This is a genomic window from Intrasporangium sp. (genome assembly GCF_035688975.1).
Taxonomy (GTDB): domain Bacteria; phylum Actinomycetota; class Actinomycetes; order Actinomycetales; family Dermatophilaceae; genus CALMNV01.
Genome location: NZ_DASSMH010000002.1, coordinates 1 through 20,261 on the forward strand (window position 1 = coordinate 1; position 20,261 = coordinate 20,261).

At 71.8% G+C, this 20,261-nt stretch carries 17 protein-coding genes; 11 read left to right on the forward strand and 6 right to left on the reverse strand.

All coding sequences use genetic code 11. From position 1 onward, the window contains the following. Positions 1–381, forward strand: a 381-nt coding sequence (locus VFJ94_RS00085) for an HNH endonuclease signature motif containing protein (protein ID WP_325002126.1), incomplete at its 5' end; no start/stop codon positions are given. A gap of 318 nt (positions 382–699) precedes the next feature. Here VFJ94_RS00085 and VFJ94_RS00090 read toward each other — a convergent pair. Then, entirely contained in the window at positions 700–1,647 is a 948-nt protein-coding gene (locus VFJ94_RS00090) for a LysR family transcriptional regulator (RefSeq protein ID WP_325002127.1), read from the reverse strand. A gap of 130 nt (positions 1,648–1,777) precedes the next feature. Here VFJ94_RS00090 and gabT point away from each other — a divergent pair, with 130 nt between their 5' ends. From gabT to VFJ94_RS00110, 4 genes are all read left to right on the forward strand, one after another. Continuing rightward, positions 1,778–3,130, forward strand: a complete 1,353-nt coding sequence (gene gabT, locus VFJ94_RS00095; protein ID WP_325002128.1) for a 4-aminobutyrate--2-oxoglutarate transaminase — start codon at positions 1,778–1,780, stop codon at positions 3,128–3,130. Next, positions 3,127–4,593 carry an NAD-dependent succinate-semialdehyde dehydrogenase gene (locus tag VFJ94_RS00100; RefSeq protein ID WP_325002129.1) on the forward strand — a complete coding sequence of 489 codons (1,467 nt, stop codon included), beginning with the start codon at positions 3,127–3,129 and terminating at the stop codon, positions 4,591–4,593. Before gabT ends, VFJ94_RS00100 begins: the two co-directional genes overlap by 4 nt. 539 nt (positions 4,594–5,132) lie before the next feature. Continuing rightward, complete coding sequence (locus VFJ94_RS00105; RefSeq protein WP_325002130.1) at positions 5,133–7,157, forward strand: CARDB domain-containing protein; 2,025 nt, start codon at positions 5,133–5,135, stop codon at positions 7,155–7,157. After that, entirely contained in the window at positions 7,154–7,675 is a 522-nt protein-coding gene (locus VFJ94_RS00110) for a hypothetical protein (RefSeq protein ID WP_325002131.1), read from the forward strand. Before VFJ94_RS00105 ends, VFJ94_RS00110 begins: the two co-directional genes overlap by 4 nt. A 40-nt stretch (positions 7,676–7,715) precedes the next feature. Here VFJ94_RS00110 and VFJ94_RS00115 read toward each other — a convergent pair whose 3' ends face one another. After that, positions 7,716–8,087, reverse strand: coding sequence for a hypothetical protein (locus tag VFJ94_RS00115; protein WP_325002132.1), 372 nt, complete (start codon positions 8,085–8,087; stop codon positions 7,716–7,718). Positions 8,088–8,536: 449 nt separating this feature from the next. Here VFJ94_RS00115 and VFJ94_RS00120 point away from each other — a divergent pair, with 449 nt between their 5' ends. Together VFJ94_RS00120 and VFJ94_RS00125 are read left to right on the forward strand one after the other, a co-directional pair. Beyond that, on the forward strand, positions 8,537–9,340 hold the full coding sequence (locus VFJ94_RS00120; RefSeq protein WP_325002133.1) for a hypothetical protein: 804 nt from the start codon (positions 8,537–8,539) through the stop codon (positions 9,338–9,340). 49 nt (positions 9,341–9,389) lie between these two features. Further along, a complete protein-coding gene (locus VFJ94_RS00125; protein WP_325002134.1) occupies positions 9,390–10,400 on the forward strand; it encodes an aldo/keto reductase family protein in 1,011 nt (336 codons plus the stop codon). Positions 10,401–10,480: 80 nt separating this feature from the next. Here the strand turns inward: VFJ94_RS00125 and VFJ94_RS00130 are convergent, their stop codons facing one another. Further along, a complete protein-coding gene (locus VFJ94_RS00130; protein ID WP_325002135.1) occupies positions 10,481–12,034 on the reverse strand; it encodes a wax ester/triacylglycerol synthase domain-containing protein in 1,554 nt (517 codons plus the stop codon). Between the two features lie 241 nt (positions 12,035–12,275). Here VFJ94_RS00130 and VFJ94_RS00135 point away from each other — a divergent pair, with 241 nt between their 5' ends. The 3 genes from VFJ94_RS00135 to VFJ94_RS00145 all read left to right on the forward strand — a co-directional run bounded on the left by VFJ94_RS00135 (position 12,276) and on the right by VFJ94_RS00145 (position 17,372). Continuing rightward, positions 12,276–14,195, forward strand: coding sequence for a sialidase family protein (locus tag VFJ94_RS00135; RefSeq protein ID WP_325002136.1), 1,920 nt, complete (start codon positions 12,276–12,278; stop codon positions 14,193–14,195). 104 nt (positions 14,196–14,299) lie between these two features. Continuing rightward, positions 14,300–16,030 carry a thiamine pyrophosphate-dependent enzyme gene (locus VFJ94_RS00140; RefSeq protein WP_325002137.1) on the forward strand — a complete coding sequence of 577 codons (1,731 nt, stop codon included), beginning with the start codon at positions 14,300–14,302 and terminating at the stop codon, positions 16,028–16,030. Positions 16,031–16,109: 79 nt separating this feature from the next. Further along, positions 16,110–17,372: a hypothetical protein gene (locus tag VFJ94_RS00145; RefSeq protein ID WP_325002138.1), complete on the forward strand. Its 1,263-nt coding sequence runs from the start codon at positions 16,110–16,112 to the stop codon at positions 17,370–17,372. A 138-nt stretch (positions 17,373–17,510) separates the two neighbouring features. Here VFJ94_RS00145 and VFJ94_RS00150 read toward each other — a convergent pair whose 3' ends face one another. Beyond that, entirely contained in the window at positions 17,511–17,957 is a 447-nt protein-coding gene (locus VFJ94_RS00150; RefSeq protein WP_325002139.1) for an SRPBCC domain-containing protein, read from the reverse strand. A 217-nt stretch (positions 17,958–18,174) separates the two neighbouring features. On the opposite strand from VFJ94_RS00150, the gene VFJ94_RS00155 reads away from it, so the two are divergent. Next, positions 18,175–18,552 carry a VOC family protein gene (locus VFJ94_RS00155; RefSeq protein ID WP_325002140.1) on the forward strand — a complete coding sequence of 126 codons (378 nt, stop codon included), beginning with the start codon at positions 18,175–18,177 and terminating at the stop codon, positions 18,550–18,552. Between the two features lie 186 nt (positions 18,553–18,738). Here the strand turns inward: VFJ94_RS00155 and VFJ94_RS00160 are convergent, their stop codons facing one another. Both VFJ94_RS00160 and VFJ94_RS00165 read right to left on the reverse strand, forming a co-directional pair. Further along, positions 18,739–19,242 (reverse strand): hypothetical protein, encoded by a 504-nt coding sequence (locus VFJ94_RS00160; RefSeq protein ID WP_325002141.1) that lies wholly within the window; start codon positions 19,240–19,242, stop codon positions 18,739–18,741. A 413-nt stretch (positions 19,243–19,655) separates the two neighbouring features. After that, complete coding sequence (locus VFJ94_RS00165) at positions 19,656–20,081, reverse strand: DUF6318 family protein (RefSeq protein ID WP_325002142.1); 426 nt, start codon at positions 20,079–20,081, stop codon at positions 19,656–19,658. Positions 20,082–20,261: the final 180 nt, after the last annotated feature.

Consider the following 20,261-nt stretch of genomic DNA (forward strand, 5'->3'; position numbering starts at 1 on the left):
ACCGGTGCGCTCGGCGGAGCGGGTGTCACGTTGTCAGGCGATGTCCTCTCGCCGCAGACGGTGCGCCGGCTGGCGTGTGACGCGGCGGTCATCCCGATGGTGCTCGGTGGCAAGAGCCAACCGTTGGATGTGGGGCGGGAATGGCGGCTGGTGACCAAGGGGCTGCGGGTGGCGTTGTGGCAGCGGGACCGGGGGTGCACCTTCCCGGGGTGCACCGTCCCGGCGCAGTGGGCCGACGCGCACCACGGGCGGCACTGGTGCCGTGGGGGGAAGACCTCGCTGCTGAACACGTGCCTGCTCTGCCCTCGGCACCACACCTATGTCCATGCCCACGACCTGGTCCCGACCATCACCGCCACCACCGTGACCTGGCACCTGTAGCCACCGCGCCCCGCACCCCCCGCCGGCCACCGCCCGCAGGGGGTAAGCGAGCGCGCCCGGGGGCGGGCGAGCGCGCCCCCGGGGGGTGAACGGAAGTGGCCACTCGAGGTGGTGAGCGTGAGCGGGGGCGGGCGCGACCGTGCGCGCCCCGGGGGTGAACGGAAGTGGCCACTCGAGGTGCGAGCGGGGCGAGCGCGCCCCCGGGGGTGAACGGAAGTGGCCACTCGAGGTGGGGAGCGGGGGGCGGGCCGTGCGCGCCGGGGGTGGGTGCACATTGGGGAGGGCCCACGTCCCCGGCAGTGAAGGATCACGTCCACCTCAGGTGGGCGGGTTCGCCACGGCGCCCGGGGACCGCCCGTGGCCAGCACGGGAGGGGCGCGGCGGCGCGACCTGTTCGCCGTACCGCGCGACGCAGAAGTCGGCCAGCCTGCGTGCGAGCGCCTCGATCGTGGCCCTGCCGTGGTGGTTCGGCTCCCAGGCGGCATACAGCCGGATGCTGATCGGGCCGCTGGGGCCGTCGATGGCGAGAGGACGCAGTCCGAAGCGGGGGTCATCCGACACCACCGCGACGCCCCGGCCGGACGCGGCGACGGCCTGCGCCACCTCGGCCGTGCCGAACTCGTGCACCCTCGCGTAGGCGAGCGCAGCGGCGGCCGCTGCGTGGTCGAGGGCGCGTCGAGGGTGGAACTCGCGTGACTGCACGAGCAGCGTCTCGCTCACCAGCTCCTCGATGGAGACGGCCGCCTTCCCGGACCACGGGTGTCCCGCCGGCACGTAGGCCCACACCGGCAGTTCGGCGAGGGGGATTCCCGCGATCGGGCTGGCCGGGGGGGTCGTGCCGATGGCGAGGTCGGCGCCGCGGCCCAGGGTGGCGTAGACGGAGGTCGGCACCTCCTCCCACACCGCGGGCATGGGGTCGTCAGAGGTCAGAGTCGCCAGGAAGGGGGCGACCACATCGGTGAGGGTCGTGCCCGGGGCGGCGATGGTGATCTGCTCGAGCCGTCCCGCGGCGATGGCTCGGGCGGCCGCCCGAGCCGCCTCCGCCTGCGACAGCAGCCGCTCCGCGATGGGCAGGAATTCCTCGCCGGCGGCGCTGAGGCGCAGCCGTCCCTCCCTGCGCGCGAAGAGGTCGACCCCGAGCTGTCGCTCCAGCTGACGGACCTGACGCGAGAGGGCGGGTTGGGTCAGGTGCAGCTCTGCCGCGGCGGCCGTGACCGTCCCGGCGTGCGCGATGGTCACGAAGTAGCGAAGAAGCCGCAGGTCCACGACAGGCCATGCCTCCTGGGCATCGGATACGTGTGAAACAGGCATTGGACAGCATGGCAGAGCCGTCGCCATCCTGAGGCAGGAAGCGGGAGTCGAGGCACGGCATACCCGCTGGTGAAAGGAACGGTCGATGACCCCGATAACGCAACGCCGCGAGCTGCGCACCGAGCTGCCCGGACCCCGGTCGCGCGCCCTCCAGGCGCGCAAGGAAGCCGCCGTCTCGGCGGGAGTGAGCACCGGTCTGCCGGTCTACATCGACCGGGCCGGCGGCGGCATCCTCGTCGACGTCGACGGCAACCACCTCATCGACTTCGGGTCCGGCATCGCCGTCACGACCGTGGGCGCGTCGGCGCCGCGCGTCGTCGAGGCCGTGCAGGGGCAGGTCGAGCGGTTCACGCACACGTGCTTCATGGTGACGCCCTACGAGGAGTACCTCGAGGTGTGCGAGAAGCTCGCCGCCCTGACCCCCGGCTCGCACGAGAAGCGTTCGGCCCTCTTCAACTCCGGCGCCGAGGCGGTCGAGAACGCCGTCAAGATCGCCCGGGCCTACACCGGCCGCTCCACCATCGTCGCCTTCGACCACGCCTACCACGGGCGGACCAACCTGACGATGGCCCTCACAGCCAAGAACCTGCCCTACAAGCAGGGGTTCGGGCCCTTCGCCGGGGAGGTCCACCGGGCGCCGATGGCCTACCCCTTCCGGTGGCCCGGGGACCGCGAGCACGTGGCCGAGGAGGCCTTCGCCGCGTTCGCGGCCCAGGTCCACACCCAGGTGGGGGAGCAGAACGTCGCGGCAGTCATCGTCGAGCCCATCCAGGGCGAGGGCGGCTTCATCGTGCCCCCCGCGGGGTGGCTGGAGCGCATCGCCCGGTGGTGCCAGGAGCACGGAGCCCTGTTCATCGCGGACGAGATCCAGACCGGCTTCTGTCGGACCGGTGACTGGTTCGCATGCGACGCCGAGGGCGTCGTGCCCGACCTCATCACGACCGCCAAGGGCATTGCGGGCGGTATGCCGCTCGCCGCGGTCACCGGGCGCGCCGAGGTGATGGACGCCGTCCATCCCGGCGGGCTGGGCGGCACCTACGGCGGCAACCCCGTCGCGTGCGCGGCGGCGCTGGGCGCCATCGCGACGATGGAGGAGGAGGACCTGTGCGGCCGCGCTCGGCAGATCGGCGACGTGCTCCGCAGCCGCCTCGAGCAGCTGGCCGACAAGGTCGGCGTCATCGGTGAGATCCGCGGGCGTGGGGCCATGGTGGCCGTCGAGGTCGTCGTGGGGAGCGGGGACCGCAGCCCGGACGCGGCGCTCACCGCCGCCGTCAGCGCGCACTGCCACCGCGAGGGTCTCGTCACCCTCACCGCCGGCACCTTCGGCAACGTGCTGCGGTTCCTGCCGCCGCTGACGATCTCGGACGAGCTGCTCCACGAGGGTCTCGACATCCTCGAGGACGCCTTCCTCACCGTGCTCGACGGGGGCGATCGATGAGCCTCGGCGCCGACGAGCGGACGACCGTCGCCTCGGTGCCCACCGGCCTGCTCATCGATGGCACGTGGCGGTCGTCGGCCGACGGCGCCGTGGTGCCCGTCGAGGACCCCGCGACGGGCGCCACCCTGACGAGGGTCGCCGACGCCACGGTGGCCGACGGCCAGGACGCGCTCGCCGCGGCCCACGAGGCCCAGGCGTCGTGGGCTGCCGTCGCGCCCCGGCAGCGCGCCGACCTGCTGCGCGCGGCATACGAGCTGGTCACCGAGCGGGCGGAACACTTCGCGACCCTCATGACCCTCGAGATGGGCAAGCCGCTCGCCGAGTCGCGCGGAGAGGTCGCCTACGGCGCGGAGTTCCTCCGGTGGTTCTCGGAGGAGGCGGTGCGCGTCTCGGGCCGGTGGGCGACAGCGCCGAACGGTGCGACCCGGCTCCTCACCGTGCGCCAACCGGTCGGCCCGACGCTCATGGTCACTCCGTGGAACTTCCCGCTGGCGATGGGCACCCGCAAGATCGGCCCCGCGGTCGCCGCCGGGTGCACCATGGTCGTCAAGCCGGCCACCCAGACTCCACTGACGATGCTGGCGCTGGCGGACGTGTTCCGCGAGGTCGGCCTGCCCGGCGGCGTCCTCAACGTCATCACGACGACGCGGACGGCCGAGGTCATCGAGCCGCTCGTCCGTGACCCGCGCACCCGCAAGTTGACCTTCACCGGCTCGACCCCGGTGGGCCGGGTGCTCGTGGAGCAGTCGGCGCAGCAGCTGCTCCGGGTGTCGATGGAGCTGGGTGGCAACGCGCCCTTCGTCGTCTTCGAGGACGCGGACCTCGACGCGGCCGTCGACGGTGCCCTGCAGGCCAAGATGCGCAACATGGGGGAGGCGTGCACGGCCGCGAACCGGTTCCTCGTGCACGAGTCGGTGGCAGGGGAGTTCACCCGGAGGCTGGCGGAACGCATGTCGGCGCTCGTGGTCGGTCGCGGGACCGAGCCCGGCGTCGAGGTGGGTCCGCTCATCGACGCCAAGGCCCTGGCCAAGGTCGGCGCGCTCGTCGACGACGCCGTCGCCAGGGGGGCGCGGCTGCTGTGCGGCGGCAAGCCGGTCGGCGAGCAGGGCTACTTCTTCGCGCCCACCGTGCTGACCGACGTTCCTCTCCACGCGGCGCTGACGCGCGAGGAGATCTTCGGGCCGGTTGCGCCGGTGTCGACGTTCGCGACAGAGTCGGAGGCCGTGGCCCGGGCCAACGACACCGAGTACGGCCTGGTCGCCTACGTCTTCACGCGTGACCTCTCGCGTGCTCTGCGGGTCAGCGAGGCGCTTGAGTTCGGGATGGTGGGCGTCAACCAAGGCATCGTCTCCAACCCTGCGGCGCCCTTCGGGGGCGTCAAGGCGTCCGGTTTCGGCCGCGAGGGGGGACCGGAGGGGATCGAGGAGTACCTCGAGACGAAGTACGTGGGACTCTCGCTCTGACTGTGCCCGGGGCAGGTATGCCGCGCCCCGCGGCGCAGATCAGCCCCGGGCAGGCGGGCTCCACCGGGGCGTCGCCCGTGCGCCGCGATCCCGTCCACGGCGCCGGCACGACGTCGAGGCGCTGGGCCAGCGCGTAGGCGACCGCCTCGTCGTTGACCCGCCACCCGCGGAAGTCCGGCCACGCCTCTTCGGCGCTGCGCTCCACGGGTGCACGCTCGCCCACGTCATGTCGACGATTGCGGTGCCGAGCACCGCCATGACCAGGCTCACCCGGCCCATCCTCCGCGACGGTCTCCGGCACGGCAGGGTCTGGCCGCAGGTCTTGGGGATCGCTTGACCGTCTCTTGACCGACGATCTCGTATCCTCGGCCGCACCTGGGTCGTTGGACAGGTCGGTGGTGGGTTCGCCGAAGGCAGCCGGACATGTCACGACGACCACCGTCGTCGTGTCCCCTACGCGAGGAGTCGACCAGATGTCCCTCTCACCACGGCTTGGTCGAGTGCGGAGCCACCGTGGGATGCTCCCTGCCCTCGTGGCCATGAGCGCCCTGGCGCTGGGGCCCATCGGCCCGGCCGTTGCAGCCACCCCGACCAGCGGCTCGGTCACCGACACCTCCCGATCCGTGCAGTGGACTGCTGGGCCATTCGTGACCCCGAACGTCACGGGGACCGCCGGTGACGTGGTGTGCGGGCCTGGCCTGTGCGACGACTTCCGGCTCCACGTCACCACCCCGGCGGGCTACGGCAGCAGCCACCAGCTGACCGTCAAGGTCGCGTGGCCGCAGGCGGCGGCCGACTTCGACGTCTACCTCCTCGACGCCTCGGGTGCGGTCGTGGCGTCCGCCGCGTCCAGCTCCGATCCCGAGGTCATGGTCGTCCCGCCGACCAGCGGTGACTACACGGTCCGCGTGGTGCCCTTCGCACCGCTCGGCCAGTCGATCACCGGCACCGCCACGCTCACGGACGTGCCGCCGAACCCGGCGCCGAGCACCGCAACCCCGCCGACCTACAGCCAGTACGGTGCCCCCGAGACCTTCCGGCGTGCCCACGACGCCGGCGAGCCGTCCATCGGCAGCAGCCACAGGACCGGCGCGACCTTCTACCAGGCGCTCTACGAGACCTACCGGGCGACGTGGGACGACAGCGTCTCGCCCGCGAAGGTGACGTGGAGCAACGCCTCTGCCACCGCCGCCAACGGCTGCGCCACCGGCGGCACGACCTCCCTCGACCCCATCGGCTTCACTGACCCCACGACGGGCCGCGTCTTCGAGAGCCAGCTGGCGGGCAAGACCTCCCTGATGTGCTACTCGGACGACGACGGCAAGACGTGGGCTCCGAGCCAGGGCGGGGGCCTCAACTCCGGGGTCGACCACCAGACCGTCGGGGGCGGCCCCTACCCCGCAGGGGTCGGACCGCTGCCGACAAGCGCCTACCCCCACGCGGTCTACTACTGCAGCCAGGACATCGCCGACGCCAGCTGCGCCGCGAGCCGCGACGGCGGAGTCACGTTCGGACCGGCCGTGCCGATGTACTCGCTGCTCGACTGCGGTGGCCTGCACGGCCACGTCAAGGTGGCTCCGGACGGCACGGTCTACGTGCCCAACAAGGGCTGCGGCGGCAACCAGGCCGTGGCCGTGTCCGAGGACGGCGGCACGACCTGGGCGCTCCGCAAGCACCCGGCCAGCACGGCCGGCGACTCGGACCCGAGCGTCGGGATCGGCGCCAACGGCACCGTCTACCTGGGCTACCAGGCGGCCGACGGCACGGCCCGGGTCGCGGTCAGCCGCGACAAGGGCAGGACCTGGACCGACGACCAGAACGTCGGCGCGGCCCTCGGCGTCGCCAACGTCGTCTTCCCCGCCGTCGTGGCGGGCGACGACGACCGCGCCTCCTTCGCCTTCCTCGGCACGACGACGCCCGGCAACTACCAGGACGCCACGAACTTCAGGGGCGAGTGGCACCTCTACGTCGCGACCACCTACGACGGCGGGAAGTCGTGGGTGACCGTCGACACCACGCCGAGCGACCCCGTGCAGCGCGGGTCGATCTGCACGGGCGGGACGACGTGTGGCAACGACCGCAACCTGCTCGACTTCATGGACGCCACGGTCGACAAGGCCGGCCGCGTCGAGGTCGGCTACGCCGACGGCTGCACGGGGGCCTGCGCGCAGCCCGGAGGCGCGCAGAACTTCGACGCCTACGCGACCATCGCGCGTCAGCAGACCGGCAACACCCTGTATGCCGCCTTCGACCGGCTGCCCAACCTGACGCCCACGACGTTGACCGCCACCAAGGTCAAGGGTTCCTTCGTGGTCGCCTCGACGCTCGCCAACACCGGCACTGCCGTGGCGAAGGCCGCGACCCTGCGGCTGCTCGTCGACGGCGTCGCGGTCGCGACCTCGGCGCCGTCCGACCTCGCGCCGGGCGGCTCCAGGACCGTGACGTTCCCGGCGGTCAAGCTCGACACCGGGCGGCATACGGTGCTCGTCGTCGCCGACCCGGCCAACACGGTCCGCGAGTCGAACGAGTCGGACAACAAGCGCAGCATCGTCGTCGTCCGGTGAGGGCGCGTCAGCGCTGGCCGGTCAACCCGGTGACGGTGGCGTCCCTCGCCCTCGTCGGGCTCCTCCCGGGCTGCGGGACCACGGCATCGACCGTTCCCGTCGACCGGGCAGCCCCAGGTGCGGGCGCCCCCGCCGCGCAGACGTCCAGCCGGGCGAACGGGCAGGCCGGCGAGGCCGATGCATCGGAGGTCTGCGCCGAGGACGCCCGCGCGGTCTCGCTGCCCGCGACCTACCCGGACGCCGCCCGGCTGCCAGCGGGCTATGTCATCACGTCCGTGGAGGCGCGGAGCGGCGACCGCACCGTCGTCAGCGCGGTGTCTCCGAGGGGCTTCCAGGACACGCTCGGGGACCTTCGGGCGGCCTTCTCCACCCGTGGCTGGACCCTCTCCGGGGGTGAGGTGGAGGAGGGCGACGCCGAGTCGAACTTCTCCGGCAACGGCTACAAGGGCCGGTGGGGCATCCGCGCGCTGCCCGGGTGCCAAGAGGACACGACAGTGAGCGTGGTCCTCGGCAGGTAGTCCTTGCGGGGCAAGGCCGTGGCGGCGCGGGCGGGCACGCTCAGCCGGCGTCCTGCCAGGGAGCCGTGTCGCCCATCTTCTTGTAGTACCTGGCGAGATGGCTCTTGACGCGGTCGATGTCCTTGTCAGGCAAGTCGATTCCGCCGCGGGAGCCCTGCATCACGGCGGCCGCGGCCATCACGGCGCGCGGGACGGCGACGAGCCTGTCGTCGACGACGTCGGCGATGAGCAGCTTGTATGCCGTGAAGTTGTCCTTCTTCGCCGCGTCGTACCACACGTGCGCGTCGCGGTAGCGCTCGTTGGGGCCGTCCTCGGCGTGGGCCCACGTGCGCACCCGGGACTCGGCGGCGTCACCGTCCCAGTGCCGGTCACGCTCGGCGAGCGGGAGGTCCTGGAAGCTGGTCACTGCCATGGGTGGTCTCCTTTGTCTGCGGACCACAACGGGTCACGGGCGAGCAAGGTGGATCAGCCGGGGTTTCGTCCCCCGGCGGGCGACCAGGACCCTACCCGGTGGCCGGGCCGACATGGTCGCCATGGGCCAGAGCGGGCCCTCATCCGCGTCGCCGGACAGCAGGACGGCGGGGGTGCGCAGCTCCCGGAGGCGCTGGTTGAACGGGTCGAGCAGGGCCCCGCTGCTATGTCGTCCGACATGGGTGGCGTGCCGTGGCCGACAGGGGGTGGATCCGCGCCTCGACTGACGCGCAGGGTTCCGACGCGCAGCGTTCCGACCGACCAGCGTGGGCCAGCTGTCCGGTCACGGGCACCGACGCGCCCCGGTAGGATGGGGGCGACCAGCGACTTCCAACAGATGGCTGCACGCAGCCACGTGGAGGTCATCCCGGTCCGGCAAGGGTGGCGGACGTGAGCCAGACCCAGCGTCGAGAGAGTTCCCCACGCACCATGCCGCCCGTCATCACCAGCACCCCCAGCACCACCCGCCACGCGGACGCGCCCGAATCGCCACCAGCCCGAGCCTTCCTCGGACTCAGCCTGACCCAGGTCCTCGGCAGCGCCCTGGCGGCGGCGACGTCTGCCCTGGCCGCCTCCTTCCTGGGAGTGGCCGGCACCATCATCGGCGCCCTCGTCGGCTCGCTGATCGCCACGATCGGCTCGGCGGTCTACGAGCGGTCTCTGAGCCGTGCGGGCACCCGCCTCCGCGAGGTCCGGCCTCGCGTGGTGACCGACCGGTCGAAGCGCGACCTGCTCGTGGTGGAGGCGGCCGCCCTCCAGACGCCATCGGCCGCCCGCCGATGGCAGCCCTGGGCCGGCCTGGCCGCCGGAGTCGTCGCGGCAGCGGCGCTCGCGCTCGGCGGCATCACGGCACTCGAGGGCGCGCTCGGTCATCCGGTCTCCGACAGCAGCGGTGCCGGCACGTCGATCGGCCGGGCCGTCGAGGGCGGGTCCATCGGTAGGTCAGGCGGATCAGACACACCCTCGGCGTCCCAGGACGGGGCCTCCGAGGTCCGGGCCCCGGTCGCTTCCACACCGAGCGCGACCGGCGTCACACCCACGCAGAGCCTCACTTCGGCCCCGGCCGTCCCGATCCAGGCGACACCGAGTGCCACTGCCACAACTCCGGCCGCGTCGGCGACGACTCCCTCCACCGCCGCCACGACGCCCTCCCCGAGCGCCACGGCCCCGGCGTCGACGACCACGGCACCCTAGCGACGGCCCCTGCCCCCGCCGGCGGCCCCAGCGGCATACGGTGTGCGACATGGAATTCCGATACCTCGGCAACAGCGGACTCAAGATCTCCGCGATCACCTACGGCAACTGGCTCACGCACGGATCGCAGGTGGAGAACGACGTCGCCACGCAGTGCGTGCGGGCCGCGCTCGACGTGGGCATCTCGAGCTTCGACACGGCCGACACCTACGCGAACACCAAGGCCGAGAGCGTGCTCGGGGAGGCGCTCAAGGGCGAGCGACGCGAGAGCCTGGAGATCTTCACCAAGGTCTTCTGGCCCACCGGGCCGGGGGGCAAGAACGACACCGGCCTGTCGCGCAAGCACATCCTCGAGTCGATCAACGGCTCGCTGCGGCGCCTGCAGACCGACTACGTGGACCTCTACCAGGCGCACCGCTACGACCCCGAGACGCCGCTCGAGGAGACGATGCAGGCCTTTGCCGACATTGTCCGGCAAGGCAAGGCCCTCTACATCGGCGTCAGCGAGTGGACCGCGGACCAGATCCGCGAGGGCGTCAAGCTGTCGAAAGAGCTTGGATTCCAGCTGATCTCGAGCCAGCCGCAGTATTCGATGCTGTGGCGGGTCATCGAGGGCGAGGTGATCCCCACCTGCGAGGAGCTCGGCGTCAGCCAGATCGTGTGGAGCCCGATGGCCCAGGGCGTCCTGTCGGGCAAGTACCTGCCCGGCCAGCGGCCGCCGGAGGGCTCCCGCGCCGCGGACGAGAAGGGCGGCGCGGACATGATCAAGCGCTTCCTGCGAGATGACGTGCTGGAGCGGGTGCAGGGCCTCGCGCCGCTCGCGGACGAGGCGGGCCTCACGATGGCCCAGCTCGCGGTGGCGTGGGTGCTGCAGCACCGCAACGTCGCCGCCGCGATCGTCGGCGCCTCGCGCCCGGAGCAGGTGGCCGAGAATGTCAAGGCCGCCGGCGTCAGGCTCGAGCCCGAGCTGATGGTCAAGATCGACGAGGCACTCGGTGACGTCGTCGAGCGCGACCCGGCCAAGACGTCGGAGAACGCGCCGCAGGAACGCGTGGCCTGACCACCGACGCCGTATGCCGCCCTGCCGGTTCCGCGCGGCTGGGCGGCATACGCACCCCGCAAGGAGCAGCCACGCCGCGGCTAGCGGACCGCCGGCCAGGCCATCTCGGCCTCGAGGTCCGTCAGGAGCTCACTCGGATCCGGGAGCAGACGCGGGTCCGAGACCACGCTGATGAGGAGCCCACCGGCGTAGGACAGCACGTCGAAGGTGACCCCGACGTTTCCGGGCGTCACGGCGGCCGGCACGACCTGCGAGACCGGGTGACCGGCGAGACGGAACGGGTCGGCTGGCCCCCGCACGTTCGTCACGAACGTGTTCACCAGGCGCTGGTGGTCGATGAACGGCTGGAAGGCGCCGACGGACGCGAGTGCACGGAAGGCCACTCCCAGCGGGCCGGACGACGCACCCCGGCCGTGGCTGATCGCGCCCGGCCGCGAGCTCCGCCGGGCCGGCACCCTCCCGCCCGGATGGTGCAGGCGCCGGGTGGCCGCGACGACTGCTGCGAGCCGCACCTCGGGGTCGCCGAAGGCCGGGACGACGACCGGGGCGACCCCTGTCTGGTTGCCGAGCGACGAGCTCGGACCCGACGGCCGCGCCGAGACGGGGATCGAGATCGTCAGCGAGGGCGGGTGCTCGCCGCGTGCCGCCAGGAACTGCCCGAGGGCACCCCCGACAGCGGTGAGCACGAGGTCGTTGACCGTGCAGGACCGGGCGTGCGCCGCCTCGATGATCCGGGCGAGCGGGAAGGCCACGGCGCTCAGCCGCCGGTGCGGGCCGGTCGGCCGGTTGAGCGACGTGCGGGGAGCCAAGTGGGGGCGGGAGCCGACCAGCCCGAGCTCACGAAGCCCCTGGAGCGACGTCCGCCAGCGGGTCCTCGAGGTCGTGTTCGTACGGCGATCGTCGAGGACCTGCTCTCGGTGATCGCCCGATGCGGTTGCGCCGCGTCGCGAGGCGGGGGAGCCCTGGGACGCCGGGGTCGTCGGCTCGTCGACGAGGCCGGCGAGCAGGGCCAAGCCGCCCTGTCCGTCCGTCATGACGTGGTGGACGGCGACGACGAGGGCGGCGTCCCCCGACGGGAGACCAGTGATCCAGCAGGAGCGCCAGAGCGGGCGGTCGCGGGGGAGGGCCTGGCAGACGAGCTCGGCGAGGGCGGTCAGCACCGCGTCGTCCACGTCGGTGGGGGCCGGGGGCGCGTGCCCCAGGCCAGCGGTCGCGCCCGCGTTCCTCTGGGCCCCGCCCAGCGCTTCGGGCAGCACGCGCACTGCAAAGTGGTCGTCGAGGTCGAAGTCCGGGTCGTCGACCCACGCAGGTCGGCCGCCGCCCAGAGGCGGCCGGTGGAGCCGCTGGCGCAGCCTCGGCACGGCTTCGGAGCGGCGGCGCAGCAGCGCCAGCACGTCGCCGGGAGCGACGGCCGACCCGCCCTCGACGACCAAGGCGGCGCCGATGTTCATCGGGGCGCAGCCGCGGTCGGCGGCGAGGATCGTCAGGTCGTTGGCGCTGACCGGCTCACCCCCGGCATGCCGCGGCGTCCCGCCCCGGGTGACGGTGGACACCCCTCGACGGTAGCGCGGGAAGAGCCGCATCCGCTCGCTCGCGGCCGTGCGCGACGAGCGCCTCTCCGGGTGGAGAACCATGACGGGGGGGTGCGTGTCACCCTCGACAGCCACCCTCGTGGCCCACGCTGGGTGAGAAGGCGCGGTCCAGGTTGTCGCATTCGTCGGCCGGGACTACCGTCGAATCTCCGGGCCAGTTTCCCCACCACCTTCCCGGTGGCGTCGTGGCCCGACCCCGGGGGCGGGGGAAAGCGAGGTGGAGGGGCACCCCGAGGCGGGCGGCTCGGTCGACTCGAACCACCTGTCGACGAGAGAGACATCCATGTTGAAGAAGAGACTGCCGACCGCGCTGATCGCTGCGGCCGCGCTCGCCATGGCATCGATCAGCGTGCTGGGATCCCCGCAGGCCTCGGCCCAGCCGTTCGGCCTCCAGAGCCTCAACCCGATCCAGAAACGTCTCGTGTCCGGGCTGCTCGCACACGAGCTCGACGCGAGCGCCCAGGGCCAGGCGCGGAGCGCGGCCCCCCTGCGGGCCGCGCCGCCCCGCGTGCCCCAGTCGCCCGGCCCCAACGGGTGCCGGGTCAACCGCGGCTCCAATGTCAAGGTCAACGTCAACTGCCTCAACCTGACCGACAGCGACCTGCAGGGCCGGGGCCAGGCGCAGAACGAGACGTGGGTTGCGCTCAACCCGAACGACAACCGCCAGCTCGTGGCGAGCTACAACGACTACCGGCGGGGCGACGGCACCTGCGGGGTCTCGTACTCGCTCGACGCCGGGCGCACCTGGGCCGACACCACGACGCCGAACAACTTCACGAGGGGCGACTTCGTCGGCGCGGCCCGGGAGTACTGGCAGGCGTCCGGCGACACGTCGGTGGCGTGGGACACCAAGGGCAACGTCTACCTGTCCTGCCAGATGTTCAACCGGGGCACGCCCGCGTCGCCTAACCGCGACCAGTCGAGCGCCTTCTACGTCTACCGGTCGACGCACACGCAGGGCGCGTCCTTCAACTTCCCGGGGCGGCCGGTCGCGGTGCACGACGACACCGCGGGTGCCGGCAACGTCCTGCTCGACAAGCAGCTGATGACCGTGGACACCAGCAGACACAGCCCCTTCACCGACCGGGTCTACGTCACGTGGACGACCTTCGCCGCCGACGGCACGGCCTACATCTACGAGGCGTTCTCCAAGGACTACGGCGAGTCCTTCTCCAGCCCCGTCCTCGTCAGCCGGGGAAGTGCTCTCTGCGGGAACACGTTCGGGATCCCGACGCCCCAGGGCAGCTGCAACGAGAACCAGTTCTCGCAGCCCTTCGTCGGCCCGGACGGCACGCTCTACGTCGTGTACGCCAACTACAACAACGTCGTGACGGGCAAGGACAACCGCAACCAGGTGCTCCTGTCCCGCTCGACCGACGGCGGCGCCAGCTTCTCCGCGCCGATCAAGGTGGCCGACTTCTACGACCTGCCTGACTGCGCGACCTACCAGGGCGGCGCCAACCCGGGCCGCTCCTGCGTGCCGGAGAAGGGGCGCAGCGTCAACTCCATCTTCCGTGCGGTCAACTACCCGGTCGGCGCCGCCGATCCCACCGACCCCAGCCGTGTCATCGTCACCTTCGGGTCTTACATCAACCGCAACTCCAACGAGCGGCACGGTTGCACGCCAACGGGTTTCGCGAACACCGGCCTCAACCTCTTCACCGGCGTCAAGTTCGGCGGCTGCAACAACGACATCCTCTACAGCGTCTCGCGCAACAAGGGGTCCTCGTTCACCGGCACGACGACCGACCCACGTCGTCTGCCCGTGGTGAGCACCGGCGACCGGCGCGAGCACACCGACCAGTTCTGGCAGGGCGCCACCTTCACGCCCAACGGGACGCTCGTGACCAGCTACTACGACCGGGCCTACGGCAGCGACAACACGACCGGCTTCTCCGACATCACCGTCTCGTCCTCGCGGGAGCGGCCCGAGTTCGAGCACACCCGCGCCACGTCAGGCTCCATGCCGCCTCCGACGGAGTTCCTGGGCACCTTCTACGGTGACTACGCCGCCGTCGCGGCGACCAACACCACGGCATACCCGGTGTGGTCCGACACCCGCGCTCCGGACGAGTTCCTCTGTCCCGGCACGGGGTCGCCGGGCAAGCCACCGGCCGTGTGCGGAGGCTCGGCGCCCAACGCGCCCTTCGCCAACGACCAGGACATCTACACCGCCGCGGTCCGCATCGCGGCGCACGACTGACCTTCGCCGCCCTGACCGGTGCCGGCGCGGCACCGGTCAGGGCTGCCCGTCCGGGGTAGGAAGGGCACGCCCGGGGGGCATGCCGAGATCGACAGGAGAGCAGGATGAGCACAGTCGCGCAGATGATCGTCACGGCGCTGGGTGATCTCGGCGTGCGCTCTGTGTGGGGAGTCGTCGGCGACGCCCTCAACCCGCTCACCGAGGCGATCCGACAGGACGGGCGCGTGGAGTGGATCGGGGTGCGCCACGAGGAGGTCGGCGCCTTCGCCGTCTCGGCCCAGTCGCAGCTGAGCGGGACGCTCGGCGTGTGCATGGGCACCGTGGGGCCGGGGTCGATCCACCTGCTCAACGGCCTCTACGACGCGAAGAAGTCGCGCACCCCCGTTCTCGCCGTCTGCGGGCAGGTCCCGGTCGCCGAGCTCGGCAACGACATGTTCCAGGAGGTGGACAACGACCTGCTCTTCCGGGACGTCGCGGTCTTCGCGCGCACGGTCACCTCGCCGTCACAGCTGCCCCAGCTGCTCGAGCAGGCGGTCAACTCCGCGGTCTCGCACCACGGGGTGTCGGTGCTGACCCTGCCGGGGGACCTCGGTGACGTGGAGCTGCCGGACGGGACGCCGGCACCGCGCTTCGCGCCCCCAGCCGTCCCGAGCACCCCCGCGCCCTCCGCGATCCGGGGCGTGGCCGACGTGCTCGCCGAGGCCGGGCCGGTGACCCTGCTCGTCGGCATGGGCGCGCGCGAGGCCCGTGGCGAGGTGCTCGAGCTCGCCGACCGGCTCGCCGCCCCGATGGTGCTCACGCTGAAGGGCAAGGAGGGCCTCGAGCGTGACAACCCCTTCCAGCTCGGGCAGACCGGCCTCATCGGCAACCCGGCGGCAGCACAGGCCCTCGACGACTGCGAGGTCCTCTTCCTCGTGGGCACGGACTTCCCCTACCGGGACTGGATCCCCACGGGCAAGACGGTCATCCAGCTCGACTCGCGGCCGGAGCACATCGGCCGTCGCGCGGGTGTCGACCACGCCCTGGTCGGCATGGCGAGGGAGACCCTGCAGGCGCTCCTGCCGCTCATCGGCACCCGGCGCAAGCGGGACCGGAGCCACCTCGACAGGTCGCGGGCGGCATACGGGAGATGGCTGGAGGGCCAGGCCCGGCTCGCGGATCCCCGACACGACAGGAGGCTCCTCGGCCGGCTGCGGTCCAAGGCCGACAACCCTGACGGACGCATCCGGCCTGAGGCGCTCGCGGAGGCGGTCGACCGGTATGCCGCCGACGACGCGATCTTCACGGTCGACACGGGGATGTCCACGGCGTGGGCATCTCGTCTCATCCACCTGCGCGGCACGCGCCGGCTCGTCGGCTCCTTCAACCTCGGCTCGATGGCCAACGCCCTGCCGCACGCGCTGGGCGCGCAGGCGCTCGATCGCCGGCGGCAGGTCATCGCGCTGTGCGGCGACGGCGGCCTCATGATGCTCCTCGGAGACTTGCGCACCGCCGTGACGCACGACCTGCCGCTCACCGTCGTGGTCTTCGACAACGGGCAGCTGGGCATGGTCAAGCTCGAGCAGGAGCAGGGCGGGCTGCCCGAGTTCGGGACGGCGCTCGACAACCCCGACCTCGCGGCGGTCGCCTCGGCGATGGGGCTCGCGAGTCGGGTAGTCGCGTCGGCCAGGGAGGTCGACGAGGCGGTCCGGTGGGCGCTCGCCGAGCGCCAGCCATCCCTGCTCGACGTGCGGACGAACCCGACCGAGGTGGCCCTCCCGCCGAAGGCGAAGCCGGGTCAGGCATGGGGCTTCGCCATCGCGAAGATGAAGGAGTCGATCAGCAGCGCGGAGTGACGGGTCCCGACGCGGGCTCATCCGCCTCGCGATCCGCCCGCCCGCCCGGATGCGGACGGGCGTGTGCTGAACTGGGGGCATGAGCCCCAAGAGCAAGGGTCGCCCCAAAGGACGCGGTCGAGCCCAGCCGAAGCGGCGGCCCCCGGCTGCCAAGGAGATCGGCGTCGTCGATCGCGTGCTGCGCGGTGCGACCCGGCTCAGCGACCTCGAGGATGAGGTCGTGGTGCAGATGCTGGCGAGCAGCTGGGTCGGGCTCCAACTGGCCGATGCCGGCTTCCGGGGCCGCCATCCCGAGCGGTCCCTCGCGGGCGCGGTGGCGGAGCGGCTGACGGGTGAGCCCGGCGACGCGGCATACCGTGCCCTCCTCGCGCTGCGGACCCTCACCGGGCCGGAGGACACCGCATACATCGACGAGCTTCTCGCCGGCCACCGTCACGTCCTCCCGGCCGAGCCGCCGTGGGCGCATCCGAGCGTCCCGCAGCCGCGCGAGGCCTGGCGGGTGAGCGACCCGTGGGGCAGCGAGATCAGTTACGTCGTGGCGTACGACGCGCCGCAGCCGCACGAGCTGCTGGCCCACGTCTCGACGGTGGGCGGCCTCCTCGTCTCGGAAACGGGGCTCGTCCAGCCCGGCTACGTGCACGAGCTGGCCGGCTACCTCGGCGAGGACGCCGAGGCGATCGAGCCGGGCGAGGCGCTGGCACGGATCCACGACGCGATCACCATGACCGACCTGTACTTTCCACCGATGTGGGGGCCGGAGTCGGCGGAGGCCAGAAGCGTCGTGCTCGCGAGGGCCAGGCCGTATGCCGTCGAGCACGGCGCGCCGCCCATCGCCGACGACGCGCGGCGAGAGCTGCTCGACGCCTTCGCGCTGCATGCGGCCCAGGTGGTGCCGTCGGTCCCGGCGGAGGTCGTCGAGGTGCTCGCCGACACGTTCATCGACTTCGGCGACGGCTACCTCCCGGGTGGGGTGCTCGCGTGGAGCCCCGGGGAGGTGGAGCGCTTCCTGCTTGACTGGGTGCTGCGCAAGGTGGTCCTCGACCCTGCGGACTGGCAGGCTCTGCCCGACGTGCTCGCCGCGTGGGTCGAGTTCGCGCTGCGGCGCAGGAACCTCGACGAGGACGACATCGCTGTCGTGGTGGCGACGGTCGGGGAGCTGACCCCGGAGTTCCGCGATGCCGCCGGGGACGAGTCGTCGTTCGGTCCGGGGGCGCAGGTCCTGCGTGCGTTGCAGGCGCAGGGCGCCGACCTGACCGACCGCGCCGCGTTGGAGCAGGCCGTGCGGGCGTACAACGCCGGGCGCCTGGCCGAGATCGCGTTCGAGGGGCAGCAGCAGGAGTGAGCCGCCCGACCCGAGCCGCCATGGCGTCCTGCGGGACCTCCTCTGGTGGTCGCTACCGATGACGCGGACGATGCCGACGTGGGATCCGTGCGACCTCCTCGACCGGTGGAAGGTCGACAAGGAGGGCGCGTGGACGCGTCAGGTGTCCAACCCGCGCGCGAGCCGTTGCAGCGCCTCGTCCCAGCGGTTCTGGTGCTCGGCCGAGCCGCGGACGTCGGGCCCGTCGTGCAGCAGGTCGAGCCTCGTGGCCGTCCCTTCGGGAACGAGCTGGAGGTCCACCATGGTGGGCGGCGCGTTGTCGTCCGCGTGCCATGACACGCGGATCTGCTCCTGCGGGTGGTAGCTGCGGACCACACCGTGTGGTCCTTCCTGGCTATGCCACGACTCGCCCTTGCTGCCGAGCACCGCACCGGAGCCGAGCCAGGCCTCGGTCCCGCGGGAGCTGATCAGGTGCTGCCACACCTGTGCGAGGGGGGCTGGGATGGTGACGCTGGACCGTATGCCGGTCTGCTGCTCGGTGGCCCCGCCCTGCGTGTCGTCGTCGCCCGCGCTCTGGTCGTGGGCGGTCTCGGGTGAACTGGTCATGTGCACCTCCAGTCGCATGGGGCCCGGTCCCTGCTGGGCCGAACCACCTGGTGAGCCCAGCAGATCAAGGAATCCAGCGGAGCACAATCCCTCGCCTGGGGATCGCCGGGTCGCCGGGTCTGCCGGGTCGCCCGTCGGTGGGGTCGCCCGTCGGTGGGGTCGCCCGTCGCGGGTGCGGTCCCGGGTCATGGCCGGGGCATGGCCCTAGGCTTGGAGGATGATCGACCACTTCGGCATCAACTGCTCGGACCTGCCCGGCAGCGCCCGCTTCTACGACGGCGTCCTGGGGGTGCTGGGCTTCAGCCGGCAGATGGACTTCGGCGTGGCCATCGGCTACGGCAGCGAGGGCAGCCCGCACTTCTGGATCTCCGAGTGGTCGGGTGCGGAGCCGAACCGCGAGATGCACGTCGCGTTCACCGCGACCGACCCCGCTGCGGTGCGGGCCTTCCACGCCAAGGCCATGGAGCTCGGCGCCGAGTCCCTGCACGAGCCGCGGCTGTGGCCGGAGTATCACCCGGGCTACTACGGGGCTTTCGTCCGGGACCCCGACGGCAACAACGTCGAGGCGGTCTGCCACCACGGCGCCGACGGCTGACGACGCGACCTGGCGTAGGCGGCCGAGGGGGCTATGCACGACGTCGGGGGGTCAGGTCGCGGCTCAGGTCGCGGCTCGGGTCGCGGTGGCTGTCGTCCTGGCAGCACCGCGGGCGACATGAGGTGCGACATGTCTGCCACGGCGGCGGGTGTCCCGGCTGGCTTGCGGCACCGGGGGGCGGGGTGGCTACTTGACGAGGACGGCTCGGGCCTCGCGGACAGTGACGATGGTGGTGGGGCCGGGGACGGTGACGGTGTCGGGGATCGGCTCCCAGGTGCGGCCGTCGAGGCTGTAGTCGGCGCCGAAGGTGGTGTTGACCCGGACGGCGAAGGCGCCGGGGGCGCGGTAGACGTGGGTGATGTCGCCGTCGGGGTAGACCCCGCCGGTGGAGGTGGTGGGGCCGGTGGTGGCGCCGTCGCCGAAGGTGTAGGTGAAGCCGAGGAGCTTGGGGCGAAGGTGGACGCGGACGCCGACGAGGGTGGCTTGGTCGACCTCGTCGGGTTGGAAGCCGTCGCGGGTCCAGGTGACCTGGTAGTAGGTGGGCAGGTTGACGAGGGTGACGTTGCCGGCTGGTTGGGTGCTGATGGTGGGTTTGGCCCAGGGGGTGCGCATGAACGCGGCGGTGATGTCGGCCAGGGTGACGGTCGGTCGGGCCCCGGGTGCGACGTCGGAGGCGCAGGTCAGTCCCACGCTCCGCCAGGGGTCGACTTGGGCACCAGCCACCAGAGTCCTGCGCCAGATCCGGAGCAGGGGGCCCAGTTGGCCGGGAGGGCAACTGCGCAGCGCGCGCATGCAGGACACGTCCTGCATCGAGCCACCTGGCCGCGCCTGGGAGCAGTCGTTAAGTGACATGTACTGATAAACGGGCGCGCCAGATGGCCGCACTGTCAGGACCACTTCGCCCCGGTCGCCAGGGAACTTGGGCAACTCCCGAACGCGGTCCCTTGAGAGGAGGCCGACGATCGCCGCCTCTTCATCGACCTGGCATCCGAACACCCGCTCAGGCGGGCACGAGCCATCACCTGCACTGGCCTCGGTTGGTGGACCTAAAAGAGCGACTGCAAGCGCAACTGCAAAGGCTGCGCCCCGCAATTGTAGATGCATCACTTAGCTACCTGAAGTCGATCGATGATCCAATGGCGATCAAATGACACGGTGGCTACGAACGCCCCTTTGCCACGCGTCGTCATTCGTACCCTTCGCCCGGTGCGGTCGACCACTGGCACGGCAACCTGAACGATATCGATGAGAACCGTGCGGTCGGCGTCTGAATATACTTGGGCAGTCGAATAGTTAATTCGAAGGGTGTCCCCGCCGAAGTGTTCACCTTTCTTGCGAAGATCATCTACACCCATGCGGAATGCCTCGCATGTCTTGCATAGCGAGCTGGCAAGCCCTTGCAGGGGTCCAGGGTCGCCAGCGCGGGACGCAGCGTTGAGTTGCTCGAAGTAGTAAGCCACGTAAGCGGCGGCGCCTTCCATGGTTTCGGGCCGCGCCGCTGGCGGGATGCGGGCGAGGACCGGGTCCACGGTGGCCGTGCTCGGAGGCGTCGCGGACGTGGTCGGCCGACTCGAGGAGGGCGTGACGGAGCTGGTCCTCGACGAGGTCGCGGTTGACGTGGCGGTGGTCGTCCCCGTCGCGCCGGGGCGCGGCCCTTCGGCGGTGGCCTGGCCCGAGCAGGCGGCCAGCGTGAGCACGGCGGCCAGCCC

Bases quoted from the DNA above. Each gene is read 5' to 3' on its own strand.
- VFJ94_RS00145 (WP_325002138.1), top strand. From the start codon at position 16,110: ATGAGCCCCAAGAGCAAGGGTCGCCCCAAAGGACGCGGTCGAGCCCAG.
- VFJ94_RS00100 (WP_325002129.1), top strand. From the start codon at position 3,127: ATGAGCCTCGGCGCCGACGAGCGGACGACCGTCGCCTCGGTGCCCACC.
- VFJ94_RS00130 (WP_325002135.1), bottom strand. From the start codon at position 12,034: ATGGTTCTCCACCCGGAGAGGCGCTCGTCGCGCACGGCCGCGAGCGAG.
- VFJ94_RS00150 (WP_325002139.1), bottom strand. From the start codon at position 17,957: ATGACCAGTTCACCCGAGACCGCCCACGACCAGAGCGCGGGCGACGAC.
- VFJ94_RS00125 (WP_325002134.1), top strand. From the start codon at position 9,390: ATGGAATTCCGATACCTCGGCAACAGCGGACTCAAGATCTCCGCGATC.
- VFJ94_RS00115 (WP_325002132.1), bottom strand. From the start codon at position 8,087: ATGGCAGTGACCAGCTTCCAGGACCTCCCGCTCGCCGAGCGTGACCGG.
- gabT (WP_325002128.1), top strand. From the start codon at position 1,778: ATGACCCCGATAACGCAACGCCGCGAGCTGCGCACCGAGCTGCCCGGA.
- VFJ94_RS00135 (WP_325002136.1), top strand. From the start codon at position 12,276: ATGTTGAAGAAGAGACTGCCGACCGCGCTGATCGCTGCGGCCGCGCTC.
- VFJ94_RS00155 (WP_325002140.1), top strand. From the start codon at position 18,175: ATGATCGACCACTTCGGCATCAACTGCTCGGACCTGCCCGGCAGCGCC.
- VFJ94_RS00140 (WP_325002137.1), top strand. From the start codon at position 14,300: ATGAGCACAGTCGCGCAGATGATCGTCACGGCGCTGGGTGATCTCGGC.
- VFJ94_RS00105 (WP_325002130.1), top strand. From the start codon at position 5,133: ATGAGCGCCCTGGCGCTGGGGCCCATCGGCCCGGCCGTTGCAGCCACC.